Here is a 21,838-nt window from a genome sequence, read left to right as displayed (position 1 = left end):
ACCACAGACCCGACGCACCGCGACGAAGCACGACGGAGGGCACATCACGTGACGACCACCCAGGCTCCCTCGACCGAGCAGCCGAAGACCGCCAGCGACGCAGGCGCACGCCCGTACGCGACGGTGAACCCCTACACCGGGAAGACGGAGAAGGAGTTCCCCTTCCAGGCGACCGACGCCATCGACGGCGTGGTCGAGCGGGCCCACGCCGCCTTCGGCGACTGGCGCCGCCGGTCGGTGGAGGAGCGCGCCGCCGTCGTCGGCCGGGCCGCCGAGCTGATGCGCGAGCGGCAGGACGAGCTCGCCGCCCTGATCACCCGGGAGATGGGCAAGCGGATCCAGGAGGCCGCCGGTGAGGTCCAGCTGGCCGCCAGCATCCTGGAGTACTACGCCACCAACGGCCCGCGGTTCCTGGCGCCCAAGCCGATCGACGTGATGGGCGGCGGCGAGGCCGAGGTGGTGAACGAGCCGATCGGCGTCCTGCTGGCGATCGAGCCGTGGAACTACCCGCTGTACCAGGTGGTGCGGGTGGCCGGCCCGAACCTGACCCTGGGCAACACCATCCTGCTCAAGCACGCGGAGAACAACCCGCAGTGCGCCGTCGCCCTGGAGCAGCTGTTCCGGGACGCCGGGGCGCCGGAGGGCGTCTACACCAACCTGTTCCTGCGGATCGCCGACGTCGAGCGGGTCGTCGCCGACCGGCGGGTGCAGGGCGTGACGTTGACCGGGAGCGAGCGGGCCGGGGCCAGCGTGGCCCAGCTGGCCGGCAAGCACCTGAAGAAGTCGGTGCTGGAGCTGGGCGGCAGCGACCCGTTCATCGTGCTGGACGCCCCTGACCTGGGCCGCACCGTCAAGGCCGCGACCATGGCCCGGATGGCCAACACCGGCCAGGCCTGCATCGCCGCCAAGCGGATCATCGTCCTCGACGAGGTCTACGACGACGTGGTCGCCGGCCTGCAGCAGGCCTTCGGCAGCTTCTCCCCCGGCGACCCGGCCGACCCGGCCACGACGCTGGGCCCGCTGTCCACCGAGCGGGCCGCGCAGGACCTCGCGGCGCAGATCCAGGACGCCGTCGACAAGGGCGCCACCGTGCTCGCCGGCGGCGGCCGCCCCGAGCACGACGGCGCCTTCGTCCAGGCCACGCTGCTGGCCGACGTCACCCCGGAGATGCGGGCCTACCACGAGGAGCTCTTCGGGCCGGCCGCCGTCGTCTACCGGGCGAAGGACGCCGACGAGGCCGTCGCGCTGGCCAACGACAGCGACTTCGGGCTCTCGGCGGCCGTCTACAGCGGCGACACCGAGCGGGCCCGCGAGGTGGCCGACCGGCTGGAGTCCGGGATGGTCTGGATCAACCAGCCGTCGGGCTCCTCCCCCGAGCTGCCCTTCGGCGGGGTGAAGCGGTCCGGCTACGGGCGCGAGCTCTCCGAGCTGGGCATGTTCGAGTTCGCCAACCGCCGGCTGGTGCGCACGATGCCGCCGAAGAAGCAGGCGGCGCCGGCCCAGCACGTCGGCGGCTGAACCCCGGCTCCGGGCACTGTCGCGGCAGTGCCCGGAGCTGCCATCCTCCTGGCCCATGAGGTTCACCTCCACGGTCGAGCTGCACGGCCGGACGGCCACCGGCATCCCCGTGCCGCCGGAGGTGGTCGAGGCGCTCGGCGGTGGGCGGAAGCCGGCGGTGTCGGTCACCGTCGGCGGGCACGGCTACCGGACGTCGATCGCCAGCACGGGCGGGCGCTTCCTCATCCCGCTGAGCGCGGAGCGTCGCTCGGCAGCCGGGGTCGCCGCCGGCGACCAGGTCGAGGTGGACGTCGTGCTGGACACCGAGCCGCGCGAGGTCGACGTCCCGCCGGACCTGGCCGCAGCACTCGAGGCCGAGCCGGCGGCCGGACAGCGCTTCGCGTCCCTCTCCTACAGCGCACGGCTCCGGCACGTGCTCGCCGTCGAGGGCGCGAAGACGGAGGCGACCCGGCAACGTCGGGTGGCCTCCGTCGTCGCGGCGCTGGCCGAGGAGGCCGGCAGGGCAGGATGAGCGGCATGACCGAGGTCTGGACGACGCCCGCCCGCCGCACCCCGGTGGACGCCGTGGTGACCCTGCCCGGGTCCAAGTCGATCACCGCGCGCGCCCTCGTGCTGGCCGCGATCGCCGACGGGCCCAGCCGGCTGGTGCGCCCGCTGCGCGCCCGCGACACCGACCTGATGGCCGCCGGGCTGCGGGCGATCGGGGTCGCGATCGTCGCCGACGGCGCGGACTGGCTGGTCACCCCCGGGCCGCTGCGGGGGCCGGCCGAGGTGGACGCCGGGCTGGCCGGCACGGTCCTCCGCTTCCTGCCGCCGGTCGCCGCCCTGGCCGCCGGGCCGGTCCGGATCGACGGCGACGCCCGGCTGCGCGACCGGCCCAACGCCGGCCTGATCGCCGGCCTCCGGGACCTGGGCGTCCGGGTCGACGACGACGGCCGCGGCCGGGCCCCGTTCACCGTGCACGGCACCGGCGCGGTGCGTGGCGGTGCGGTCACCGTCGACGCCAGCGAGTCCAGCCAGGTGGTGTCCGGGCTGTTGCTGGCCGCGGCCTGCTTCGACAGCGGCATCGAGCTGACCCTCGCCGGGAGCCTGCCGTCCCTGCCGCACGTGGAGATGACCGTGCGGACGCTCGCCGAGCACGGCGTGCAGGTGAGCCGGACCGACGGTGGGTGGCGCGTCGCGCCGGGCCCGATCGCGGCGCTGGACCGCGTCGTCGAACCGGACCTGTCCAACGCCGCACCGTTCCTCGCCGCGGCCCTCGTCACCGGCGGCCGGGTCACCGTCCGCGACTGGCCGACCGTCACCACCCAGCCCGGCGCCCAGCTCGACGCGTTGTTCACCGCGATGGGGGCCGCCGTGACCCGCACCCCCGCCGGGCTCCAGGTCAGCGGGGGCGCCCGGATCGCCCCCCTCGAGGCCGACCTGGGCGAGGTGGGCGAGCTGACCCCGGTGCTCGCCGCACTGTGCGCCCTGGCCGACGGGCCGTCCCGGCTCACCGGCATCGCCCACCTGCGCGGCCACGAGACCGACCGGCTGCAGGCGCTGGACGAGGTGCTCAGCGCCGTCGGCGCCCGGGTCGAGCAGCTGCCCGACGGGCTGGTCATCACCCCGGGGCGGCCCCGCCCGGCCCGCCTGGACTCCTACGCCGACCACCGGATGGTGCACGCGGCGGCGGTGCTGGGCCTGGCGGTCGACGGCATCGAGGTCACCGACCCGGGCGCGGTGACCAAGACGCTGCCGGACTTCCGGGAACGCTGGGCCGGTCTGCTCGGCGAGGACGCCGGGGTGCCCGCGTGAGCCGGAAGATGGACAGCCGGTCCGACGAGGACGACGTCCGCGTCCGGGCCTCGCGGCACGGCTCCCGTCCCCGCACCCGGACCCGCCCCACGCACGAGGAGGCCGTGCCCGGGCTGGTGATCGCGGTGGACCGCGGCCGGATGACGGTGCGGGTCGAGGGCCCCGGGGGCTCCCCGGTCGACGTGACTGCGATGCGCGCCCGCGAGCTGGGCAAGCACGGCGTCGTCGTCGGCGACCGGGTGCGGCTGGTGGGCGACACGACGGGGCGCACCGACAGCCTGGCCCGGATCGTGACCATCGCCGACCGGGTCACCTCGCTGCGCCGCACCGCCGACGACACCGACCCCACCGAGCGGATCGTGGTGGCCAACGCCGACCAGCTCGTCGTCGTCACCTCGATCGCCGACCCCGAGCCGGCGCTCGGCTTCCTGGACCGCTGCCTGGTCGCCGCCTACGCCGGGGGGCTGTCGCCACTGCTGGTGCTGACCAAGTCCGACCTGGCCAGCCCGCAGCCACTGCTGGACCGGTACGCCGGACTGGAGGTCGACGCGGTCCCGATGTCCCGCGAGGCGCCGCTCGATGAGCTGGTGACCCGGCTGCGGGACCAGATGAGCGTGCTGGTCGGCCAGTCCGGGGTCGGCAAGTCGACACTGTTCAACCGGCTGATCCCGGGCGCCTTCCGGGCCATCGGCGACGTGAGCAAGATCGGCAAGGGCAGGCACACGTCCTCCTCGGCGGTCCTGCTGGACCTGCCTGGGGGCGGCACCCTGATCGACACCCCGGGCATCCGCTCCTTCGGGCTGGCGCACGTGACCCCGCAGGACGTGCTGGCCGCCTTCGACGACCTCGCCGAGGCCGCGGTCGACTGCCCGCCCGCCTGCGGGCACACCGCCGCGGACCCGGAGTGCGCCCTGGACCCCTGGGCCGCCCAGGGCACACCCGCCGCGCGGGAGCGGCTGGGCAGCTTCCGCCGACTGCTCACCGCCGTCGGCCAGCTCACCCCCGGCCACTGACCGGGTCCGCCGTCAGATCTCGCGGGGGGTGATCGCGCGCTCGGTCCAGCCGCCGCGGTCGTCGGGATCGACCCGCCACGCCCGGGCCCCGGGCCGCACCGTCACCGCCTCCGCGAGCTCGGAGCCCACGTAGTGCAGCCCCACGCCGTCCTCGGTCGCGTAGCCGGCGGGCAGGGTCCCGGCGGCGACCAGCCTGCGGTAGGTCGCCCGGCGCGGCTGGTCGGTCAGGTCGTCGTGCACCCCGTTGCTGTACGGCAGGAACCCCAGCCCGTCGGTGAACGGGTCGAGCCGGTCGGACCACGAATCGGTGGGCCCGCCCACGTGCCAGCACAGGCTGCCCGCGCTCGGCCCGGCGAGCACCACCCCGGCCTCCCAGCACTCGCGCAGCGCCGTGTGCAGGCCATGCGCCCGCCAGACCGCCATCAGGTTCACCACGCTGCCGCCCTCGACCAGCACGACGTCCTGGGTCAGCAGGTGGCTGCGCACGTCGGGGACGCTGGGCTGCGGGAAGAGCCGCAGCACGCTCAGGACGACGTCGTCCCGGCCCCCGAACACCCGCTGGTACGCCGAGACCGCCGCCGGGTCGTCGCCCACCGCCGTCGGGAGGTAGCAGACCCGCACCGGCCCGCCGTCCGTGCGACGGGCCGCACCCAGCGCCAGGACGTGCTCCAGGAGCGGCCGGTTGCCCCGCTCCCCCGGCCGCGGCTGGATCACACCCGAGAACGCGAAGACCTGTCGTCGCACCGTCACACCTCCACGTATCCACCGCTGCGCCAGTAGACCCCCGACTCCCGGGTCAGCAGCGCCTCGTCCACCAGGTATCGGCGGAGCGCGGCCACATCCGGGTGCCAGGCGGCCAGCAGTGCGTTGACCTCCCGCTCCGGGTAGCGGACACCCGGCTCGAAGACGAGCACGAGGTGCTCGAGCACGATCCGGCGCTTGCTGTGCTGCGCAGGGACGGAGACCAGCCTGCCGTCCTGGACGAAGGCGCGCAGCACGGCGTCCGCACCGGGGTCGGCGGACAGCTGCGGCGCCGGCGGGGCGGTGGCGGCCGCTGCCCGGGCCGCCTCCCCGAAACGCTCGGCGTGCAGCGTGAGGAGGTGACCGTCACGGTGCACCAGGCCGGCCCGGGCCAACCGCCGCGCGGCCAGCGCGACCTCCTTCAGGGACAGCCCGGACGTCTCGGCGACGTCCTCGATCGTGCCCGCGCCGAGGGCCAGCGCGGCGACGACCTTCAGCCGCACCGGATCGGCCAACAGCCCGACGATCGTCCCGGCCTCCACACCCCGACGGTATCCGTGCATCGCCAGCGGAGCTCCGGGTACCCGGTGGGCCATGGTGAGCCCGATCGACATCCAGAAGGCCCTGTCCGGCATGGACTACCCGGCGAAGAAGGACGACGTGGTGAAGCACGCGGAGTCCCACGGAGGCAGCGGCGAGGTCCTCGACGCCCTGAAGGGGATCGACGACCAGGAGTACGACACCCCGGCGGCGGTCAGCAAGGCCGTCTTCAACTAGAAGGACCCCCTCTCCCCCCACCCCTCGCAGGCTCGGGGCGGGCCCCTGAGAGGGGGCCGCTCCAGCACGTCACCAAGCTCGGGGCGGGGTCGCGCCGACCCCGCCCGCTAGGTTCGGGCCATGACGGCTGGCCAGCGGGGATACAACGAGGACATGCGCCTGGCGCACGTGTTGGCCGACCAGGCCGATGCGATCAGCCTGGACCGGTTCCGGGCGCAGGACCTGCGGGTGGACACCAAGCCCGACCTCACCCCGGTCACCGACGCCGACCACGCGGTCGAGGAGCAGCTGCGCAGCACGCTGGCCCGCGCCCGCACCCGGGACGCGGTGCTCGGCGAGGAGTTCGGCAGCACCGGCCGGGGAGACCGCCGGTGGGTGATCGACCCGATCGACGGCACCAAGAACTTCGTCCGCGGCGTCCCGGTGTGGGCGACCCTGGTCGCCCTGCTGGACGGCGACGTGCCGGTGGTCGGGCTGGTGTCGGCACCGGCACTGAACCGGCGGTGGTGGGCGGCGGCGGGCACCGGCGCCTGGACCGGACGCCGGCTGGAGAACGCCACCCGCTGCACGGTCTCGCAGGTGGGCGCGCTGGCCGATGCGAGCCTGTCCTACTCCAGCCTCTCCGGCTGGGAGGAGCAGGACCGGCTCGAGCCGTTCCTCGACCTGACCCGCGCGGTGTGGCGGACCCGCGCGTACGGCGACTTCTGGAGCTACATGATGGTGGCCGAAGGGGCCGTCGACGTCGCCTGCGAGCCCGAGGTGTCCCTGTGGGACCTCGCCGCCCTGGACGTCATCGTGCGCGAGGCCGGGGGCGCGTTCAGCGACCTGGCCGGCAACGCCGGGCCCGCCGGCGGCAGCGCGGTGGCCAGCAACGGCGTCCTGCACCCCGACGTGCTGACGGCGCTCGCCCCCCGGGGGGAGTGAGCGCCGCCGGCGTGGGTCGGACGGGTCAGTGCCCGCGGGTCAGTGGGTGGTGCCCGGCCCCGTGCCGGAGCCGCCGCGACCGCCCTGCACCCGGCGCCGGACGTCGTCGATCTTCGCCTTCGTCTTCGGGTCGTTGGCCAGCTGCTGGGCCTTCTCCGTCGCCTGACGGATCGCCTGCTTGCCCTTCGGGCTGTTCGCGAACTGCATGACCTTGTTCATCAGCGACGCCATGGTGCGCCCACCCCCTTGCACTCCTGCGGCTCCCGGCCGGGCCCGCTCGTGGAGCACAACGGTGCCAGCAGCCACGGCGTTCCGCGCGGCGACCACGGTCAGCGCCGGGCAGCGGCCCACCGCTCCCGGACGGCCGCGAACGCCGCCGCCTGCCGCGGTTCGACGACCGCCCCGGCCGCCCGACCGGGCTGCAGGGTCAGGCCCACGCCGCGCGCCGCGAGCACCGCGGCGCCGGCCGCCGACGCGCTCCGGACCTGCACGTGCTGCACCGGTCGGTCGAGCACGTCGGCGAGGAGCTGCTGCACCCCGGCGTCCCGCCCGCCCCCGCCGGTGAGCACGACCGCCCCGCCGGCCTCCGGCCCGAGCAGGTCCAGCGCTGCCGCCACGGCGCACACCACGCCCTCCAGCGCCGCGCGGGCGAGGTCGGCCCGGGTGGTGTCGGCCGACAGCCCCGTCCAGCCACCGCGGTCGGCCGGCCCGGCGACCCCGCCCCGCTCGCCGGTCAGGAACGGGGAGAACAGCACGCCGCCCGCCCCCGGCCGGGTGCCCGCCAGGCTGGCGGCGAAGGCCGGCCAGTCCAGGCCCAGCACCTCGCGGACCCAGGCCCATGCGGTCCCGGCGTTCTGCAGCGCGGCCATGGCGTACCAGCCGGCCTCGACGTCGGCGTAGCAGTGCACGGCGGGGTCGGCAGCCGGCTGCGGCGACACCTGCGGCCGGATGACCTGGGCGCCCGAGCCGAGGTTGACCTGGACGCCGGTGGTGGTGCCGGCGGCCAGCAGCGCGAGCGGGGTGTCGGCGCCACCGACCACCACCGGCACTCCCCCGCTGAGCAGTGGCGTCACCCCGACGACGGTCGACCCCGGCACGACGGCCGGGAGCAGGGCCGGGTCGGCGCCGGCAGCGACGGTGGCCGCAGCCGACCAGCGGTCGCCGGGCACGTCCCACAGCAGGGTCGCCGACGCGTCGCTGCGGTCGGTGACGGCCGGGTCGGCGTCGGGCACCAGTGCGGCGCGGACGGCGTCCTTGGGCAGCAGCACCGTCGCCGCCCGCGCGACCAGCTCCGGGTGGTGGACACCGAGCCAGGCCAGCAGCGGTCCGGTCATCCCGGCGGCCAGGGGGTTGGCCAGCGCGGCGCGGTCGGGTCCGGGGAGCTCCCGCCAGCGCTGCAGCTCCCCGGTCGCGCGCTGATCGGGCCACAGCAGCGCCGGGGCCATCGCGGCACCGGACCGGTCCACCAGCACGGCACCGTGCATCTGGCCGGAGAGCCCGAGGGCGGCCACCGGCCGGTCGCCCAGCGCCCCGGCCACCGCGGCGAGGGCGTCGTCCAGCGCCCGCAGCCAGACGGCGACCTCCGTCTGCGCCCAGCCCGGCCGCGGCCGGTCGACCGGGTAGCCGACCTCGGCCTCCGCGACGACCACACCGTCGAGGTCGAGCGCGGCGAGCTTGAGCCCGCTGGTGCCCAGGTCGGCCCCGAGCACGACGGTCATCGGACGCCCGACACAGCTGCGGGCCGGCGTTGGGTCTGCCTCACGCCGGTGATCCTGGCCCCGACCCCGAGCGGGCCGCCAGCCGCCGTCAGCTGCCGCGCAGCAGCCCGGTCGCGGTGAGCTCCTCGGCGACGTCGCGCAGCTTGACGTTGGTGCGCTGCGAGGCGTGGGTGAGGAGCGTGAACGCCTGCTCTGGCGTGATCTTGTACCGCTCCATCAGGATGCCCTTGGCCTGCTCGATCGTCGCGCGGGAGGCCATCGCCTGGCGCATGTTGGCCACGTCGTCGGTCGCCCGGGCAGCGGCCTCGGCGTTCCCGACGGCGATCGCGACGAAGGCCGCCACCTCCTCGCCGATGGTCAGGTCGGCGGGGCCGAAGGCCCCGGGATGGCGGGCGTAGTTGTTCAGCGCGCCGATGTTCGCGCCTTGGAAGGGCAGCGGGATCGACAGCGAGCTCAGCACCCCCAGCCCCGCGACCTGCCGTGCGTACTCGGGCCAGCGCTCCTCGTGGCGCATGTCGTCCACGAGGAAGACCTCCCCGGACCGCCCTGCGTCGACGCACGGGCCGTACCCGTACTCGTACTGCAGCTCGTCGGCGTCCATGGCGATCTGCCCGTCGAAGGCAGCGGTGAAGGGGCGGTCGTCACGGATGAGCGTGATCGAGGTCGCCTCGGCACCAGGGATCGCACGGTGGGAGATCTGGACGATCTCGGTCAACACCTCAGGCAGCTCCCGTCCCACGAGGACGACGCCGGCCAGCTCCTGGTGCAGTGCGCCAAGGCTCTCGGTCATCGTCTCGAGGGTCCCTTTCCAGTGCGGCGGATGGACCGTGGGTTCGACGTCCGCCTGGCCGGGGCTGACGCGCCCGGCCGCACGAGGGTATACGGCGTAAAGCGACGGTCGGCAGGTCCGGGCGGAGGACCCGGTCGCCCCCGCGCCGCCGACTCCGCCAGGGTCCGGAGGACGACCCCGACGGCGGCAGCGGAGCAGCTCCTCCCCGGCGGGCTCGTGCTGCGGGGCTGCCGGCCGGGCGACCTCGAGCAGGTGGGTGCCTGCCGTACTGACGCACCCGGCGGCGTCTGGTGGGATGGTCGGGTACGCCGGTGCGCGGGATCCGCCGCCGGCCCACCCGCAGAGCAGGAGACCCCGTGCAGTACGCCGAGTCCGTCGTCGAGCTGATCGGCGACACCCCGCTGGTCCGGCTGAACTCCGTGACCTCCCACCTGGGCCCGGACGCACCGCTGGTCTTGGCCAAGGTCGAGTACGTCAACCCGGGCGGCTCGGTGAAGGACCGGATCGCGCTGCGGATGATCGAGGCCGCCGAGGCCTCCGGGGCGCTGCGGCCGGGGGGCACGATCATCGAGCCGACCAGCGGCAACACCGGCATCGGCCTGGCCCTGGTCGCCCAGACGCGCGGCTACCGGTGCATCTTCGTGTGCCCGGACAAGGTGGGCCAGGAGAAGATCAACGTGCTCAAGGCCTACGGCGCCGAGGTGCACGTCTGCCCCACCGCCGTCGACCCGGCCGACCCGCGTTCCTACTACTCGGTCTCCGACCGGCTGGCGAAGGAGACGCCGGACGGCTGGAAGGCCGACCAGTACGCCAACCCGAACAACCCGCGCTCGCACTACGAGACCACCGGGCCGGAGATCTGGACGCAGACCGAGGGGAAGGTCACCCACTTCGTCACCGGGGCGGGCACCGGCGGCACCATCTCCGGCGTCGGCCGCTACCTCAAGGAGGCCAGCGGAGGCCGGGTCCAGGTCATCGGCGCCGACCCGGAGGGCTCGGTCTACTCCGGCGGCACCGGCCGCCCCTACCTGGTCGAGGGCGTCGGCGAGGACTTCTGGCCCGAGGCCTACGACAAGTCGATCGCCGACGAGATCGTGGCGGTCTCCGACGGCGACTCGTTCGCGATGACCCGGCGGCTGGCCCGCGAGGAGGGCCTGCTGGTCGGCGGGTCCTGCGGGATGGCCGTCGTCGCGGCGCTGCGGGTGGCCGAGCGGCTGACGAAGGACGACGTCCTGGTGGTGCTGCTGCCCGACGGCGGCCGCGGCTACCTGAACAAGATCTTCAACGACGAGTGGATGACCGACTACGGCTTCCTGGACGCCGGCGGCGGCGAGACCGTCGGCGAGCTCCTGGACGCCAAGTCCGGCAGCACCCCGACGCTGGTGCACACCCACCCGAACGAGACGGTGCGCGACGCGATCGACATCCTGCGCGAGTACGGGGTGAGCCAGCTGCCGGTCGTGAAGGCCGAGCCGCCGGTGACCGCCGGCGAGGTGGTCGGCTCGGTCGCGGAGAAGGCGCTGCTGGACGCGCTGTTCACCGGCCGGGCCACGCTGGCCGACCCGGTCGAGCGGCACATGTCCGCCCCGCTGCCGATCATCGGCTCCGGTGAGCCGGTCTCGGCCGCGGTCGGGGCGCTGGGCGACGCCGACGCGCTGCTGGTGCACGTGGACGGGAAGCCGGCCGGCGTCGTCACCCGGCAGGACGTGCTGGGCCACCTGGTCGGCATCCCGGCGCCTACGGTGCAGTCGTGACCGGTTTCAACACGCGCGCCATCCACGCCGGGCAGGAGCCAGACCCCGCCACCGGCGCGGTCATCCCGCCGCTGCACCTGACCACCACCTACAAGCAGGACGGCGTCGGCGGGCTGCGCGGCGGCTACGAGTACAGCCGCAGCGCCAACCCCACCCGGGACACCCTGCAGACGGCGCTGGCCTCCCTCGAGCAGGGCACCCGCGGGATGACGTTCGCCTCCGGGCTGGCCGCGGAGGACACCCTGCTGCGCACCGTGTGCCGGCCGGGCGACTCGGTGGTGCTCGGCGGGGACGCCTACGGCGGCACCTACCGGCTCATCTCCCGGGTGCTCGAGCCGTGGGGGGTCACCCACTCCCCGGTCGACCTCAACGACCTCGACGCCGTTCGGGCCGCGGTCGCGCCGGAGAACGTCCGGGTGATCTGGTGCGAGACCCCGAGCAACCCGCTGCTCAACGTCTCCGACATCGCCGTGCTGGCCGAGATCGCGCACGCCTCCGGGACGCTGCTGGTCGTCGACAACACCTTCGCCAGCCCCTACCTGCAGCAGCCGCTGACGCTGGGCGCCGACGTCGTCGTGCACTCCACGACGAAGTACCTCGGCGGGCACTCCGACGTCGTCGGCGGGGCGCTGGTGGTCGCCGATGCCGATCTCGGCGAGCGGCTGGCGTACCACCAGAACGCGATGGGCGCGGTCAACGGCCCCTTCGACGCCTGGCTGGTGCTGCGCAGCCTGAAGACCCTCGGCGTCCGGATGGACCGGCACAGCGCGAACGCCGGCCGGATCGCCGAGTGGCTGCTGGCTCACCCGGCCGTGGGCGACGTGCTCTACCCGGGGCTGCCGCAGCACCGCAACCACGAGATCGCGGCGAAGCAGATGTCCGGCTTCGGCGGGATGGTCTCCTTCCGGCTGAAGGGCGGCGAGGAGGCTGCGCTGCGGGTCTGCGAGCGCACCTCGCTGTTCACCCTGGCCGAGTCGCTGGGCGGCGTGGAGTCGCTGATCGAGCACCCGCACCGGATGACCCACGCCAGCGCCGCCGGCTCACCGCTGGAGGTCCCGGCCGACCTGGTGCGCCTGTCGGTCGGCATCGAGGACGTCGACGACCTCCTGGCCGACCTGGACCGGGCGCTCGCCTGACGCCCCTCGCCGTTGGTCACCCAGCGTCGTCTCCCGGTCCGGGAGGCCGCGCGGGGTGACCAACGGCGCGCTCAGGCAGGGAGGGTGAGGATGCGGGGGCCGTCCGCCGTGACCGCCACGGTGTGCTCGACGTGGGCGGCGCGGCTGCCGTCGGCGCTGCGCAGCGTCCAGCCGTCGGCGTCGACCCGGTAGTCGTCGCTGCCGCCGGCCAGGAACCAGGGCTCGATCGCGATCACCAGACCCGCGCGCAGCGGCAGCCCGCGCCCGGCCCGGCCCTCGTTGGGCACGTGCGGCGCCTCGTGCATGGTGCGCCCCACCCCGTGGCCGCCCTGGTCGGTGTTGATGCCGCAGCCACCGGCCCGGCCGACGGCGGCGATCGCGGCGGAGATGTCCCCGACCCGGTTGCCGACCACGGCAGCGGCGATCCCGGCCTCCAGCGCCCGGGTGGTGACCTCGACCAGCCGCAGGTCCTCGGGGCGCGGGGTGCCCACCGGGTAGGTGGTCGCCGCGTCGCCCACCCAGCCGTCGAGCGTCGCCCCGGCGTCCACGCTGAGCAGGTCGCCCTCCTCGAGCTGCTGGGCGGTGGGGATGCCGTGCAGCGCCACGTCGTTGACCGACAGGCAGACCACCCCGGGGAACGGCGGGGTCGTGGGCGTGGGCGCGTAGCCGAGGAACGGCGAGGTGGCGCCGGCGTCGGCGAGGACCTGGCGGGCCGCGGCGTCCAGCTCGCTCAGCCGCACCCCGGGAGCGGCCAGTGCCCGCACCGCTGCGTGCATGTCGGCGACGACCGCCCCGGCGGCGCGCATCGCGTCGATCTCCCCTGGTGTGCGCAGCTCGATCATCTCAACCCTTCCGGTATTGGTATCCCGGTATTACTATCACGACCATGGTCCGACCGCCGCTGAGCCCCGAGGAGCGCGAGCGCGGCCGCCGGCTGGGTGCCCTGCTCCGCGCCGCGCGCGGTGACCGCGCCCCCGCCGAGGTCGCTGCCGCCTCCGGCGTGAGCCTCGAGGCGCTGCGCAAGATCGAGTCCGGCCGGGTCCCGACGCCGGCCTTCTTCACCGTCGCCGCGCTGGCCGACGTCCTGGACCTGCCACTGGACTCCCTGGTCGCCGCCCTGCACACCCCGGCCGAGGGCACGGCCCTCACCGCCTGATCGCGGCCGGGGCGGGTCCGGGGTGGCCGGTCCCACACCGGGACCACCCGTGCAGGTGCCGGGCGGGCGGGTAGGGAGCCCGTCGTGAGCGAGCCCCGGGTCAGCGTCGTCATCGCCACCATGGACCGTCGCGAGTCGCTGCTGCGATCCCTCGACCGGCTCGACTCCCCCGGCGGGCCACCGGTGATCGTGGTGGACAACGCGTCGTCCGACGGCACCGCGGACGCCGTCCGGTCCGGACACCCCCGGGTCGGCCTGCTGCGCCTCCCGGCCAACGCCGGGGCGGGCGCCCGCGACCACGGCGTCCAGCGGGCCGGCACCCGCTACGTGGCCTTCGCCGACGACGACTCCTGGTGGGAGCCGGACGCCCTCGACGCCGCCGCCGACCTGCTCGACGCCCACCCGGACCTGGCCGTGGTGGTCGGCCGGGTGCGGATGGCCGGGGACGGCAGCGAGGACGCCGTGACCCGCAAGCACCGCGCCGCCGTCCTCGGTCGCTCCGCTGCCGGTTCGGACGTGCTGAGCTTCCCCGCGTTCGCCGCCGTCCTCCGCCGGGACGCCCACCTGGCCGTGGGCGGCTTCTCCTCGCTGCTGTTCTTCGGCGGCGAGGAGCACCTGCTGGCCCTGGACCTGGCGGCCGCCGGGTGGCAGCTGGTGTTCAGCGAGGACGTCGTCGCCTGGCACGACCCCGCCGGCCCGGACGCACCCAGCCCGGCCCGGTGGGCGCTGCAGACCCGCAACGACGTGCTCGTCGACTGGCTGCGCCGCCCGCTGCCGGTGGCGCTGGCCGCGACCGGCCGGCTGGCCCGGCGGGCGACGGTGGACGCGGCTGCCCGCCGGGCACTCGCCGGGGTGCTGCGCCGACTGCCCGCCGCACTGCGGCAGCGGCGACCCGTGCCGGCCCGGCTGGAACAGCGGTTCGCCACCGCACTGCGCCCGCTGGGGTGAGCAGTCAGTCCTCGACCAGCGAGAGCGCCCCGGTCGGGCATGCGCGCACCGCGGTCTCCACCGCCGTGAGGTCGGTCGGCTCACCGACCTGCAGCCGGCCGGCGGTGTCCAGCTCGAAGACCTCCGGCGCCTCCACCTCGCACACCCCCGCGCTCATGCAGACCTCGCGGTCGACCACCACCCGGGTCATCGTGCGCCGGTCAGCCGGGCCGGCAGCCGCTTGAGCCCGTTGACGAACGAGGACTCCAGCCGGGCGGGTGGGCCGACGACCTCCAGGTCGGGCAGCTGATCGGCGAACGCCCGGAAGGCGACCCCGATCTCCCGGCGAGCGAGGTGCGCGCCCAGGCAGAAGTGCGGGCCGCGGGAGCCGAACCCGACGTGCGGGTTCGGGTCCCGGGACAGGTCGAACCGGTGTGGGTCGGCGAAGACGGCGGGGTCGCGGTTGGCCGCCCCGTAGAAGAGCAGGAACTTCGACCCGGCCGGGAACGACTGCCCGGACAGCTCGACGTCCTGGGTCGCCGTCCGCCGCATCCAGCTGATCGGGCTGGTCCAGCGCACGATCTCCTCCACCGCGGTGCGGGTGAGCCCGGGGTCAGCGGCCCACCGCTCCCGCTCGCCCGGGTGCTCCGAGAGCGCCAGCACTCCCTGGGAGATCGCGTTGCGGGTCGTCTCGTTGCCGGCGACCAGCAGCAGGATGAAGAACGAGGCGATCTCCTGGTTGGTCAGCCGCTCACCGTCGACCTCGGTGGCGACCAGCGCAGTCGTCAGGTCGTCGGCCGGGTGCGCGTGCCGTTCCGCGGCCAGCCGGGCCATCAGGCCGGCGAGCTCCTCGCCCGCCTTCAAGAAGGCGGTGACCATCTGCTCCTCGTCCTCGACGAGCTCCGGGTCGCCGCCGGAGAGGATGACGTTCGACTGCCGCAGCACCAGGGCCCGGTCGCCGTCCTGGATGCCCATCATGTCGCAGATGACCCGCAGCGGGATCGGTGCCGCCAGGTCGGCGACCACGTCGATGGTGCCGTCGCCGTCCTCGGCGGTGCGCCGGGCGCGGGTGACCACGTCGTCGGCCACGGCCTGCACGTTGCCCACCAGCTTCTCCAGCACCCGCGGCGTGAAGGCCTTGGCCACGATCCGCCGGATCTTGCCGTGCCGGGGGTCGTCCATGCTGATCAGCGACCCGTAGAACTCGTTGAGGTCCGGGGGCATGTCGGCGATGGAGACCGCCCCGGCGCCGGAGGAGAACAGCGCGGGCCGGCAGCTGATCGCCTCGACGTCCGCGTACCGGGTGACCGCGTGGTAGCCGGGCCCGGGCTCGATGTAGGGGATCACCGGCTCGGCGAAGAACGCGAACGGGCGCTCGCGGCGCAGCTGGTCGTAGACCGCGTGTCGCTGCTCGGGCGGAGCCCCCCAGAACGTCCGGTCGGACAGGTCGACGGTGTCCAGGTCCAGCATCGGTGCGGTCACGGCGGCCTCCAGGCGGACGACGGTCAGCTCCCCGACGCTAGCTCAGCAGTGACGTGACTCACACCCCTGCGGTCACCCGGCCGCGAACTCCCGGAGGAACCACTCGCGCGCCGCGGCGTTGCCGGCCGCGCCCCGGCGTCGCGCCTCGGCCAGCTCCTCGGTCAGCGTGCCCGACAGCGCGTGCTCCAACGCCGCGTCCAGGGCGTTGGCGTCGACCTGCTCGGCGGGCAGCACGACCGGCCAGCCGAGCGCCGCGGCCTGGGCGGTCACCTTCGCCCCGCCGACGACGGCGTCGCAGGCGACCACCGGGACGCCGTGCGCCAGCCCGAGCACCAGGGCGTGCAGCCGCATGCTCACCACGACGTCGGCGCGGCGGACCAGCGCCTCCACCTGCAGCGGGAACCGCTCGTGCGGCTTCTCGTACAGGTCCATGGTCAGCTCGAACCACGGGATCGCCCGGGCACCCAGCCAGCCCTCGATCGCGCCCCGCACCTGGGCGGCCCGGCTCCGGTCGCCGTACTCCTCCTGCGGGGGTGCGAAGGCCACGGCGACGACCGGGACGTCGGGGGTGGTGGTGCCGATCGCCAGGTCCGGCCGGGCGATCCCAGGGGCGTCCCGCTCCCAGACCTGGTGGAACAGCCCGCGCCCGGCCTCGGAGACCACCGAGACGTTCACCGCCCACCGCTGCGCCCCGGCAAAGGCCGCGGTCAGCTCCCGCAGCAACGGGGTGTCCGACAGCGGACCGCTGACGAAGACCAGGTGGGTGTAGTCGGCCGGGTCGACGTCGCGCCAGTGCGCGCCCCGCTGGAGGTAGGGCGCCCAGGCGACGTCATGGTCGATGCCGGCCTCGGTGAGCCAGCCGACCACCGCATCGGCACCCAGTTCGTCGCCGATGGTGGCGATCACCTCGTCGAAGCTGAACCAACCGGTGACCAGGACACGCATGCCCCCAGCTTCTCAGGCGCGCGGCGCGCGCCCGCAGCTGGCTCAGGCCCCAGCGACCCTGTCGCCTCAGGCCTCGTCGGCGACCAGGTCCCGGTACTCGGGGTGCCGCTCGATCCAGCCGCGCACGAACGAGCACATCGGGACGACGGTGCCGCCCTTGCTCCGCACGTCGTCCAGGGCGGCGCGGACCAGGGTGCTGCCCAGGCCGGACTGCCCGGCGTCGCTGTCGACCTCGGTGTGGGTGAAGACCACCTGGTCGCCGCGGCGCTGGTAGACGGCCTGGCCGAGCAGCTGGTCGCCGTCCCGGATCTCGTAGCGGCTGTCCTCGGGGGCGTCGGTGACGGTCGGCTCCATGCCCTGCCGAACCCCCGTCGCGGCCGGGGTGTTCCCCGGCGGCCCTTCGTCAGGACAGCCGGCGGGCCGCCGGGCCGGAGGTGACGGTGAGGATGCCGGGCAGGGCCAGGTCCCGCTCGCGGCAGGCAGCCGTGACCGCGTCCCCGACCGCCTGGGCGTCGGTGGAGCGGATCAGGGCGATGGCCGAGCCCCCGAACCCGCCACCGACCATCCGGGCGCCGAGCGCACCGGCCGTCCGGGCCGCCGCCACGACCACGTCGAGCTCCACCGCCGACACCTCGTAGTCGTCCCGCAGCGAGGTGTGCGAGCCGTCGAGCAGCGGCCCGATCTCGGCGACCCGGCCGGCCCGGACCAGCTCGACGACCTCGTCGACCCGCTGGTTCTCGGTGACCACGTGCCGGGTGCGGGCCTGCAGCCGCGGGTCGCCCAGCCGCGCCACGTCGGCCGCGGTGGCGTCGCTGAGCCACTCCAGGCCCAGCTGGCGGGCCGCCTCCTCGCAGTCGGCGCGGCGCTGGGCGTACTGGCCGTCGGCCAGGGTGTGGGAGACCCGGGTGTCGATGACCATCAGCTCCAGGCCCGCCTCGGCCAGCCCCAGCTGCACCGGCTCGGTGCGGGCGTCCCGGGTGTGGATGAGCAGGGCCGAGCCCTCCTCGGCCAGCAGTGCGACGGTCTGGTCCATCCCGCCGGTGCCGGCGCCGACGACCTCGTTCTCCGCCCGGATCGCGGCCTGGATCAGCAGGTGCCGCAGGTCGTGGTCGTCGGCCCGGCCGGCCAGCTCGGCCGCCGACAGCGCCACCGCCGCCTCCAGCGAGGCCGAGCTGGACAACCCGGCGCCCAGCGGCACGTCGCTGCTCACCGCGAGGTCCAGGCCGGGCACCTCGACGCCGGCCTGCTGCAGCGACCACAGCGTCCCGGCGGCGTAGGCCGCCCAGCCGGAGACCTGGCCGGGGCCCAGGTCCGCCAGGGTCCCCTCGAACGGTGCTGCGCCGGGGTCGGTGCTGCTGATCCGGACCCGGTCGTCCTCCCGCCGGCGGACGGCCGCGGCGGTCACCCGGGTCAGCGCCATCGGCAGACAGCGCCCGCCGGTGTAGTCGACGTGCTCGCCGATCAGGTTGACCCGGCCCGGTGCGGTCCAGACGCCGTCCGGCTCGCTGCCCCACGTGGTGCGCAGCTCGGCGACCGCGAGCTCGGCCTGGGCTCCCCCGCCGCTCACGACGCCACCTCGCGCAGCCGCTCGGCGATCCGCTCGGGCGTGGTGTCGTTGATCCAGGCGCCCATCCCGGACTCCGAGCCGGCCAGGTACTTCAGCTTCCCGGGGGCCCGCAGCAGCGAGAACAGCTGCAGGTGCAGCCGGCCCAGGTCGCGCATCTCGCCGGTCGGTGCCTGGTGCCAGCCGGAGATGTAGGGCACCCGCTCGACACCGGGGTGGAAGCGGTTCACCCGGCGCAGCAGCTCCTGGTAGAGCCCGGCCAGCTCGGCGCGCTCGGCGTCGTCCAGGGCGGCCAGGTCGGGGACGTCCCGGTGCGGTGCGAGGTGGACCTCCACCGGCCAGCGGGCGGCCCTCGGCACGTAGGCGGTGAAGTGCTCGCCGGCCAGCACGACCCGGGTGCCCTCGGCCTGCTCGGCGGCCAGCACGTCGGCCAGCAGGTTGCCGCCGGTCGCGTCCCGGTGCCGGCGGGCCTGCTCGAGCAGCTGGCCGGTGCGCGGTGCGACGACGGGATAGGCGTAGACCTGCCCGTGCGGGTGGGTCAGCGTGACCCCGATCTCCTGCCCGCTGTTCTCGAACACGAAGACCTCGGCGACACCGGGATCGGCCGAGTGCACCGCCGTCCGCTGCGCCCAGGCCTCCACGATCGTCCGCATGCGGGCAGCCGGCAGGTCCACCACCGCGGCGTCGTGGTCGCTGGAGAAGACCACCACGTCGCAGTGGCCGTAGGCGGGCGCGTCGGGCGGGCCGAACGGGACGGCGGGCGCCCCCTCGGCCGGTCCGGCGGTCAGCGGCGCGAAGCTCGGGAAGCGGTTGGCGAAGACGGCGACGTCGTACCCGCTGTCCGGCACCTCGGTCGGCCGGGCCGGGTCGCGGGTGGGGTCGAGCGGGCAGTCTGCTGCGCTGGGCAGGAACGTGCGGTTCATCCGGTGCCCGGCGATGGTCACCCACTCACCGGTGAGGACGTCGTAGCGGACCTCTCCCGCCCGCGGCGCCTCCAGCAGGGGACGGGCGTCGGCCGTGGCGTGCACCGGGCCGTCGGTCGCCTCGTCGTCGAAGTAGAGGATCGGCCGCCCGTCGGCCAACGTCCGCTCGGTGACCTGCCCCGGCCATCGACGTGCCCGGTCGGCGATCGGTCCCGCGTCCATCTGGAGGTCCTCCTCATCGCACGGCGCTGCCGGGTCCTCCTGCAGCAGCCAGAGTCTGCACAACCGCCCGGGCGCACACAGACGGAGGGCCCGGTCACCATGACGGTGACCGGGCCCTCCGGTTGGTAGCGGGGACAGGATTTGAACCTGTGACCTCTGGGTTATGAGCCCAGCGAGCTACCGAGCTGCTCCACCCCGCGTCGCAAGGAGAACGTTACCCCACGCCGCGGACCACCTGCACCGGGGGGGTCAGAGGGTGATCTCGGCGGCGGGGACCGGCGCCGCCGCCGCCTCCAGCGCATCGGTCAGCAGGGCGACCAACGCCTCGAGCTGCACGTCGGTCGAGGAACCGACCTCCTCGTCCGACCCATCGAGTGCACGGGCTGCGAGACCGGCCTTGCTGTCGATCAGCTCGGCGATCCGGGCGTCGATCGTCTGCGCGGCGATGATCCGCCAGGCGGTGACCGGCTCGGTCTGGCCGATCCGGTGGGCGCGGTCGATGGCCTGGGTCTGCTCGGCATCGGTCCAGGACAGCTCGGCGAGCACTAGGTTCGAGGCGACCTGCAGGTTGAGCCCGACGCCGGCCGAGGTCAGCGAGCAGACCGCGACGGAGACGTCCGGGTCGTTGACGAACGCGTCGATGTTCCGCTGCCGCGCCCCCGGCGTCTGGTCACCGCGGATCGAGGAGAAGCGCACACCCTGCTTGGCGAAGACCTCCTCCGCGGTGTCCATGACGTCGATGTGCTTGGCGAAGAAGACGACCTTGCCGGCGCTGCGGGCGAGCTGCGCGGCGTAGTCGGCGGCGAGGCCGGCCTTCGCCTCGCCGATCCGCCGCATCATGCTGAAGACGTTCTCCCCGGCCTTGGTCGAGGTCGCGTCCTTCAGCTCCCAGCGGGCCACCTGGCGCACCAGGCCGACGTCGATGCCCTCGACGACGGTGGCGGACTCGCGCGCCGCGAGCGCGGACTCGTACCGCTTCACCAGCCGGCGCGAGAGGTCGCGCTCGGCCGCGCGGATCGACCGACCGGCCGCCCCGTCGAGCTCGACGGGCAGGTCGGCGATCCGGCGGGCCGGGATGTCGGCGGCCACGTCGACCTTGCGGCGCCGGACGATCCCCAGGTCGATGACGCACCTCCGGGCGGCGCCGTAGAACCCGGCGTCCGCGGGCGTCAGGCCGCTCTCCTCCAGGGCGTCCATCAGCTCCGCGAGCGGCTTGGCGTCGTCGATCCAGCCGAGGAACTGCCAGATGGCCCGGAAGTCCTCGATGTCGTTGATCAACGGCGTCCCGGTGAGCGCCATGAGCAGGGGCCGGGGGTTGCGGGTGCGGATCCGCTGGGAGAGCTCGAGCACGTGCTGGGAGCGCTGCGACGTCTTGTTCTTGATGAAGTGCGCCTCGTCGACGACCATCCCGCCGAAGCCGAAGTCGCCGAGCCAGCCCACGTGGCGGTCCAGGACCTCGTAGTTGACCACGACGATGTCCGCGAAGCCGTCGATCGTCTCCCCGTTGCCGTGGATCACGGTCGCCCTGCGGTGCGGCGTCCAGAGCCCGGCCTCACGTGCCCAGTTGGTCTTGACGACGTTCGGGACGACGACGAGCAGTGGCCAGGCGTCGGCCGCCTCTGCGGCGAGCAGCGCCTGCGCCGTCTTCCCGAGTCCGGGCTCGTCGGCCAGCAGGAACGTCCGGTGGCCGGCGGCCGCCGCGGCGACCAGCTGCCCCTGGTGCGGCATCAGGTCCAGCCCGGCCGGGGTGAACCGGCTGGTCGGGAACGGCAGGTCCAGGCAGGCCGGGGCGCCACCGGACGCGCGCTCGAAGGAGTTCAGCAGCGGGCCGATCAGCTCCCATCCACCCAGTCGACGCGGCCGGGGCGCGGCGGGCCGGACGGCAGAGAAGTCCGGGGCGAGGAACGGGTTGGCCAGCTGCCGTGACACGACGGACTGGGGCACCACCTGGCGCTCGGGGGCGGCGGAGGCCGCAGCGGGCTCCGGCGCAGGTGCCTCGTCGGGGACCGGCTCGACGCCGACGGACTCCAGCAGCTGCCGCTTGAGCGACCTGGCCGCCTCGGACACGACTGCGTCCTCGGCGAGGAGCGCGAGCATGCCCGAGTCCCGCACGGCGGTCTTCGCGAGGATCGTCCCGATCCCGTCGAGCCGCTTGAGCTGTTCGGTCCGGCGGCTGTCGCTGCCGGACTCCTCCGCCCGGACCCGGGCGTGCTCCTCGCGCACCAGAAGCGCCACCACCTGGAACTTCGCGCGCACGGCGGGGGTCACGCGACCGCGCTGGGCGGCCGCTTCGACCTCCCGGACGGTGCGGGCGAGCACCGCGATGAGGTCGCCCTCGTCCCGGTCCCGGGTGCGTCGCTGGGTGCGTGGGGCGCCACGGCGGGTGCCCGCCTGGGCCTGGCCTCGTCGAGCCAAGAATCCTCCTCTGGAACGCCCGGCCCGGTGGCCGCG

23 protein-coding genes and 1 tRNA gene are annotated in these 21,838 nt (G+C 74.7%); 10 read left to right on the top strand and 14 right to left on the bottom strand.

What is annotated here, in order from left to right; genetic code table 11:
- The first annotated feature begins 48 nt into the window (after positions 1-48).
- The 4 genes from O2W18_RS15990 to rsgA are packed head-to-tail and all read left to right on the top strand — an operon-like array spanning position 49 to position 4,328.
- Entirely contained in the window at positions 49-1,518 is a 1,470-nt protein-coding gene (locus O2W18_RS15990; protein WP_269188452.1) for an NAD-dependent succinate-semialdehyde dehydrogenase, read from the top strand.
- A 55-nt stretch (positions 1,519-1,573) separates the two neighbouring features.
- Positions 1,574-2,029, top strand: a complete 456-nt coding sequence (locus O2W18_RS15985; RefSeq protein WP_269188451.1) for a YdeI/OmpD-associated family protein — start codon at positions 1,574-1,576, stop codon at positions 2,027-2,029.
- Between the two features lie 5 nt (positions 2,030-2,034).
- Positions 2,035-3,315: a 3-phosphoshikimate 1-carboxyvinyltransferase gene (gene aroA, locus O2W18_RS15980; RefSeq protein WP_269188450.1), complete on the top strand. Its 1,281-nt coding sequence runs from the start codon at positions 2,035-2,037 to the stop codon at positions 3,313-3,315.
- The gene (rsgA, locus tag O2W18_RS15975) at positions 3,312-4,328 is read left to right on the top strand and encodes a ribosome small subunit-dependent GTPase A (RefSeq protein ID WP_269184053.1); all 1,017 of its coding nucleotides are present in this window, start codon (positions 3,312-3,314) and stop codon (positions 4,326-4,328) included. The genes aroA and rsgA overlap by 4 nt, the downstream gene beginning before the upstream one ends.
- Positions 4,329-4,340: 12 nt before the next feature.
- Here rsgA and O2W18_RS15970 read toward each other — a convergent pair whose 3' ends face one another.
- On the bottom strand, positions 4,341-5,072 hold the full coding sequence (locus O2W18_RS15970; RefSeq protein WP_269188449.1) for a peptidase E: 732 nt from the start codon (positions 5,070-5,072) through the stop codon (positions 4,341-4,343).
- Positions 5,073-5,074: 2 nt separating this feature from the next.
- Positions 5,075-5,611 carry a DUF2087 domain-containing protein gene (locus O2W18_RS15965; protein WP_269188448.1) on the bottom strand — a complete coding sequence of 179 codons (537 nt, stop codon included), beginning with the start codon at positions 5,609-5,611 and terminating at the stop codon, positions 5,075-5,077.
- 52 nt (positions 5,612-5,663) lie between these two features.
- On the opposite strand from O2W18_RS15965, the gene O2W18_RS15960 reads away from it, so the two are divergent.
- Both O2W18_RS15960 and hisN read left to right on the top strand, forming a co-directional pair.
- Positions 5,664-5,846, top strand: a complete 183-nt coding sequence (locus O2W18_RS15960) for a DUF2795 domain-containing protein (protein ID WP_269170774.1) — start codon at positions 5,664-5,666, stop codon at positions 5,844-5,846.
- 120 nt (positions 5,847-5,966) lie between these two features.
- The gene (gene hisN, locus O2W18_RS15955) at positions 5,967-6,770 is read left to right on the top strand and encodes a histidinol-phosphatase (protein WP_269188447.1); all 804 of its coding nucleotides are present in this window, start codon (positions 5,967-5,969) and stop codon (positions 6,768-6,770) included.
- A gap of 39 nt (positions 6,771-6,809) precedes the next feature.
- Here hisN and O2W18_RS15950 read toward each other — a convergent pair whose 3' ends face one another.
- From O2W18_RS15950 to O2W18_RS15940, 3 genes are all read right to left on the bottom strand, one after another.
- Complete coding sequence (locus O2W18_RS15950; protein WP_269188446.1) at positions 6,810-7,001, bottom strand: hypothetical protein; 192 nt, start codon at positions 6,999-7,001, stop codon at positions 6,810-6,812.
- A gap of 98 nt (positions 7,002-7,099) precedes the next feature.
- Complete coding sequence (locus O2W18_RS15945) at positions 7,100-8,488, bottom strand: FGGY family carbohydrate kinase (RefSeq protein ID WP_269188445.1); 1,389 nt, start codon at positions 8,486-8,488, stop codon at positions 7,100-7,102.
- An 88-nt stretch (positions 8,489-8,576) separates the two neighbouring features.
- Positions 8,577-9,278: a GAF and ANTAR domain-containing protein gene (locus O2W18_RS15940; protein WP_269188444.1), complete on the bottom strand. Its 702-nt coding sequence runs from the start codon at positions 9,276-9,278 to the stop codon at positions 8,577-8,579.
- Between the two features lie 356 nt (positions 9,279-9,634).
- Between O2W18_RS15940 and O2W18_RS15935 the strand changes: the two genes are divergently transcribed.
- The gene (locus O2W18_RS15935) at positions 9,635-11,032 is read left to right on the top strand and encodes a cystathionine beta-synthase (RefSeq protein ID WP_269188443.1); all 1,398 of its coding nucleotides are present in this window, start codon (positions 9,635-9,637) and stop codon (positions 11,030-11,032) included.
- Entirely contained in the window at positions 11,029-12,168 is a 1,140-nt protein-coding gene (locus O2W18_RS15930; RefSeq protein WP_269188442.1) for a cystathionine gamma-synthase, read from the top strand. The genes O2W18_RS15935 and O2W18_RS15930 overlap by 4 nt, the downstream gene beginning before the upstream one ends.
- A 71-nt stretch (positions 12,169-12,239) precedes the next feature.
- Here the strand turns inward: O2W18_RS15930 and map are convergent, their stop codons facing one another.
- Positions 12,240-13,010 carry a type I methionyl aminopeptidase gene (gene map, locus O2W18_RS15925; RefSeq protein ID WP_269188441.1) on the bottom strand — a complete coding sequence of 257 codons (771 nt, stop codon included), beginning with the start codon at positions 13,008-13,010 and terminating at the stop codon, positions 12,240-12,242.
- 44 nt (positions 13,011-13,054) lie between these two features.
- Between map and O2W18_RS15920 the strand changes: the two genes are divergently transcribed.
- Complete coding sequence (locus O2W18_RS15920; RefSeq protein ID WP_269188440.1) at positions 13,055-13,324, top strand: helix-turn-helix domain-containing protein; 270 nt, start codon at positions 13,055-13,057, stop codon at positions 13,322-13,324.
- Positions 13,325-13,408: 84 nt separating this feature from the next.
- Positions 13,409-14,272, top strand: a complete 864-nt coding sequence (locus tag O2W18_RS15915; protein ID WP_269188439.1) for a glycosyltransferase family 2 protein — start codon at positions 13,409-13,411, stop codon at positions 14,270-14,272.
- A gap of 4 nt (positions 14,273-14,276) precedes the next feature.
- Here the strand turns inward: O2W18_RS15915 and O2W18_RS15910 are convergent, their stop codons facing one another.
- The 8 genes from O2W18_RS15910 to O2W18_RS15875 form a co-directional block, all read right to left on the bottom strand.
- Positions 14,277-14,453 carry a ferredoxin gene (locus tag O2W18_RS15910; protein WP_269188438.1) on the bottom strand — a complete coding sequence of 59 codons (177 nt, stop codon included), beginning with the start codon at positions 14,451-14,453 and terminating at the stop codon, positions 14,277-14,279.
- 5 nt (positions 14,454-14,458) lie between these two features.
- Positions 14,459-15,733: a cytochrome P450 gene (locus tag O2W18_RS15905; RefSeq protein ID WP_269188437.1), complete on the bottom strand. Its 1,275-nt coding sequence runs from the start codon at positions 15,731-15,733 to the stop codon at positions 14,459-14,461.
- A gap of 72 nt (positions 15,734-15,805) precedes the next feature.
- Positions 15,806-16,678: a polysaccharide pyruvyl transferase family protein gene (locus tag O2W18_RS15900; RefSeq protein WP_269188436.1), complete on the bottom strand. Its 873-nt coding sequence runs from the start codon at positions 16,676-16,678 to the stop codon at positions 15,806-15,808.
- Between the two features lie 66 nt (positions 16,679-16,744).
- Positions 16,745-17,032: a GNAT family N-acetyltransferase gene (locus O2W18_RS15895; protein WP_269188435.1), complete on the bottom strand. Its 288-nt coding sequence runs from the start codon at positions 17,030-17,032 to the stop codon at positions 16,745-16,747.
- A 49-nt stretch (positions 17,033-17,081) separates the two neighbouring features.
- Positions 17,082-18,245 carry a galactokinase gene (gene galK, locus O2W18_RS15890; RefSeq protein ID WP_269188434.1) on the bottom strand — a complete coding sequence of 388 codons (1,164 nt, stop codon included), beginning with the start codon at positions 18,243-18,245 and terminating at the stop codon, positions 17,082-17,084.
- Positions 18,242-19,387, bottom strand: coding sequence for a galactose-1-phosphate uridylyltransferase (gene galT / locus O2W18_RS15885; RefSeq protein WP_269188433.1), 1,146 nt, complete (start codon positions 19,385-19,387; stop codon positions 18,242-18,244). The genes galK and galT overlap by 4 nt, the downstream gene beginning before the upstream one ends.
- 123 nt (positions 19,388-19,510) lie before the next feature.
- Positions 19,511-19,587: transfer RNA gene (locus tag O2W18_RS15880), tRNA-Met, on the bottom strand.
- Between the two features lie 49 nt (positions 19,588-19,636).
- On the bottom strand, positions 19,637-21,802 hold the full coding sequence (locus tag O2W18_RS15875; RefSeq protein ID WP_269188432.1) for a DEAD/DEAH box helicase: 2,166 nt from the start codon (positions 21,800-21,802) through the stop codon (positions 19,637-19,639).
- Positions 21,803-21,838: the final 36 nt, after the last annotated feature.

The organism is Modestobacter sp. VKM Ac-2983, from assembly GCF_026967885.1.
In the GTDB taxonomy this organism is placed as follows: Bacteria; Actinomycetota; Actinomycetes; order Mycobacteriales; family Geodermatophilaceae; genus Modestobacter.
Note: the sequence above shows the minus strand (reverse complement) of the source record. Positions and strands in the feature narration are given on the sequence as shown.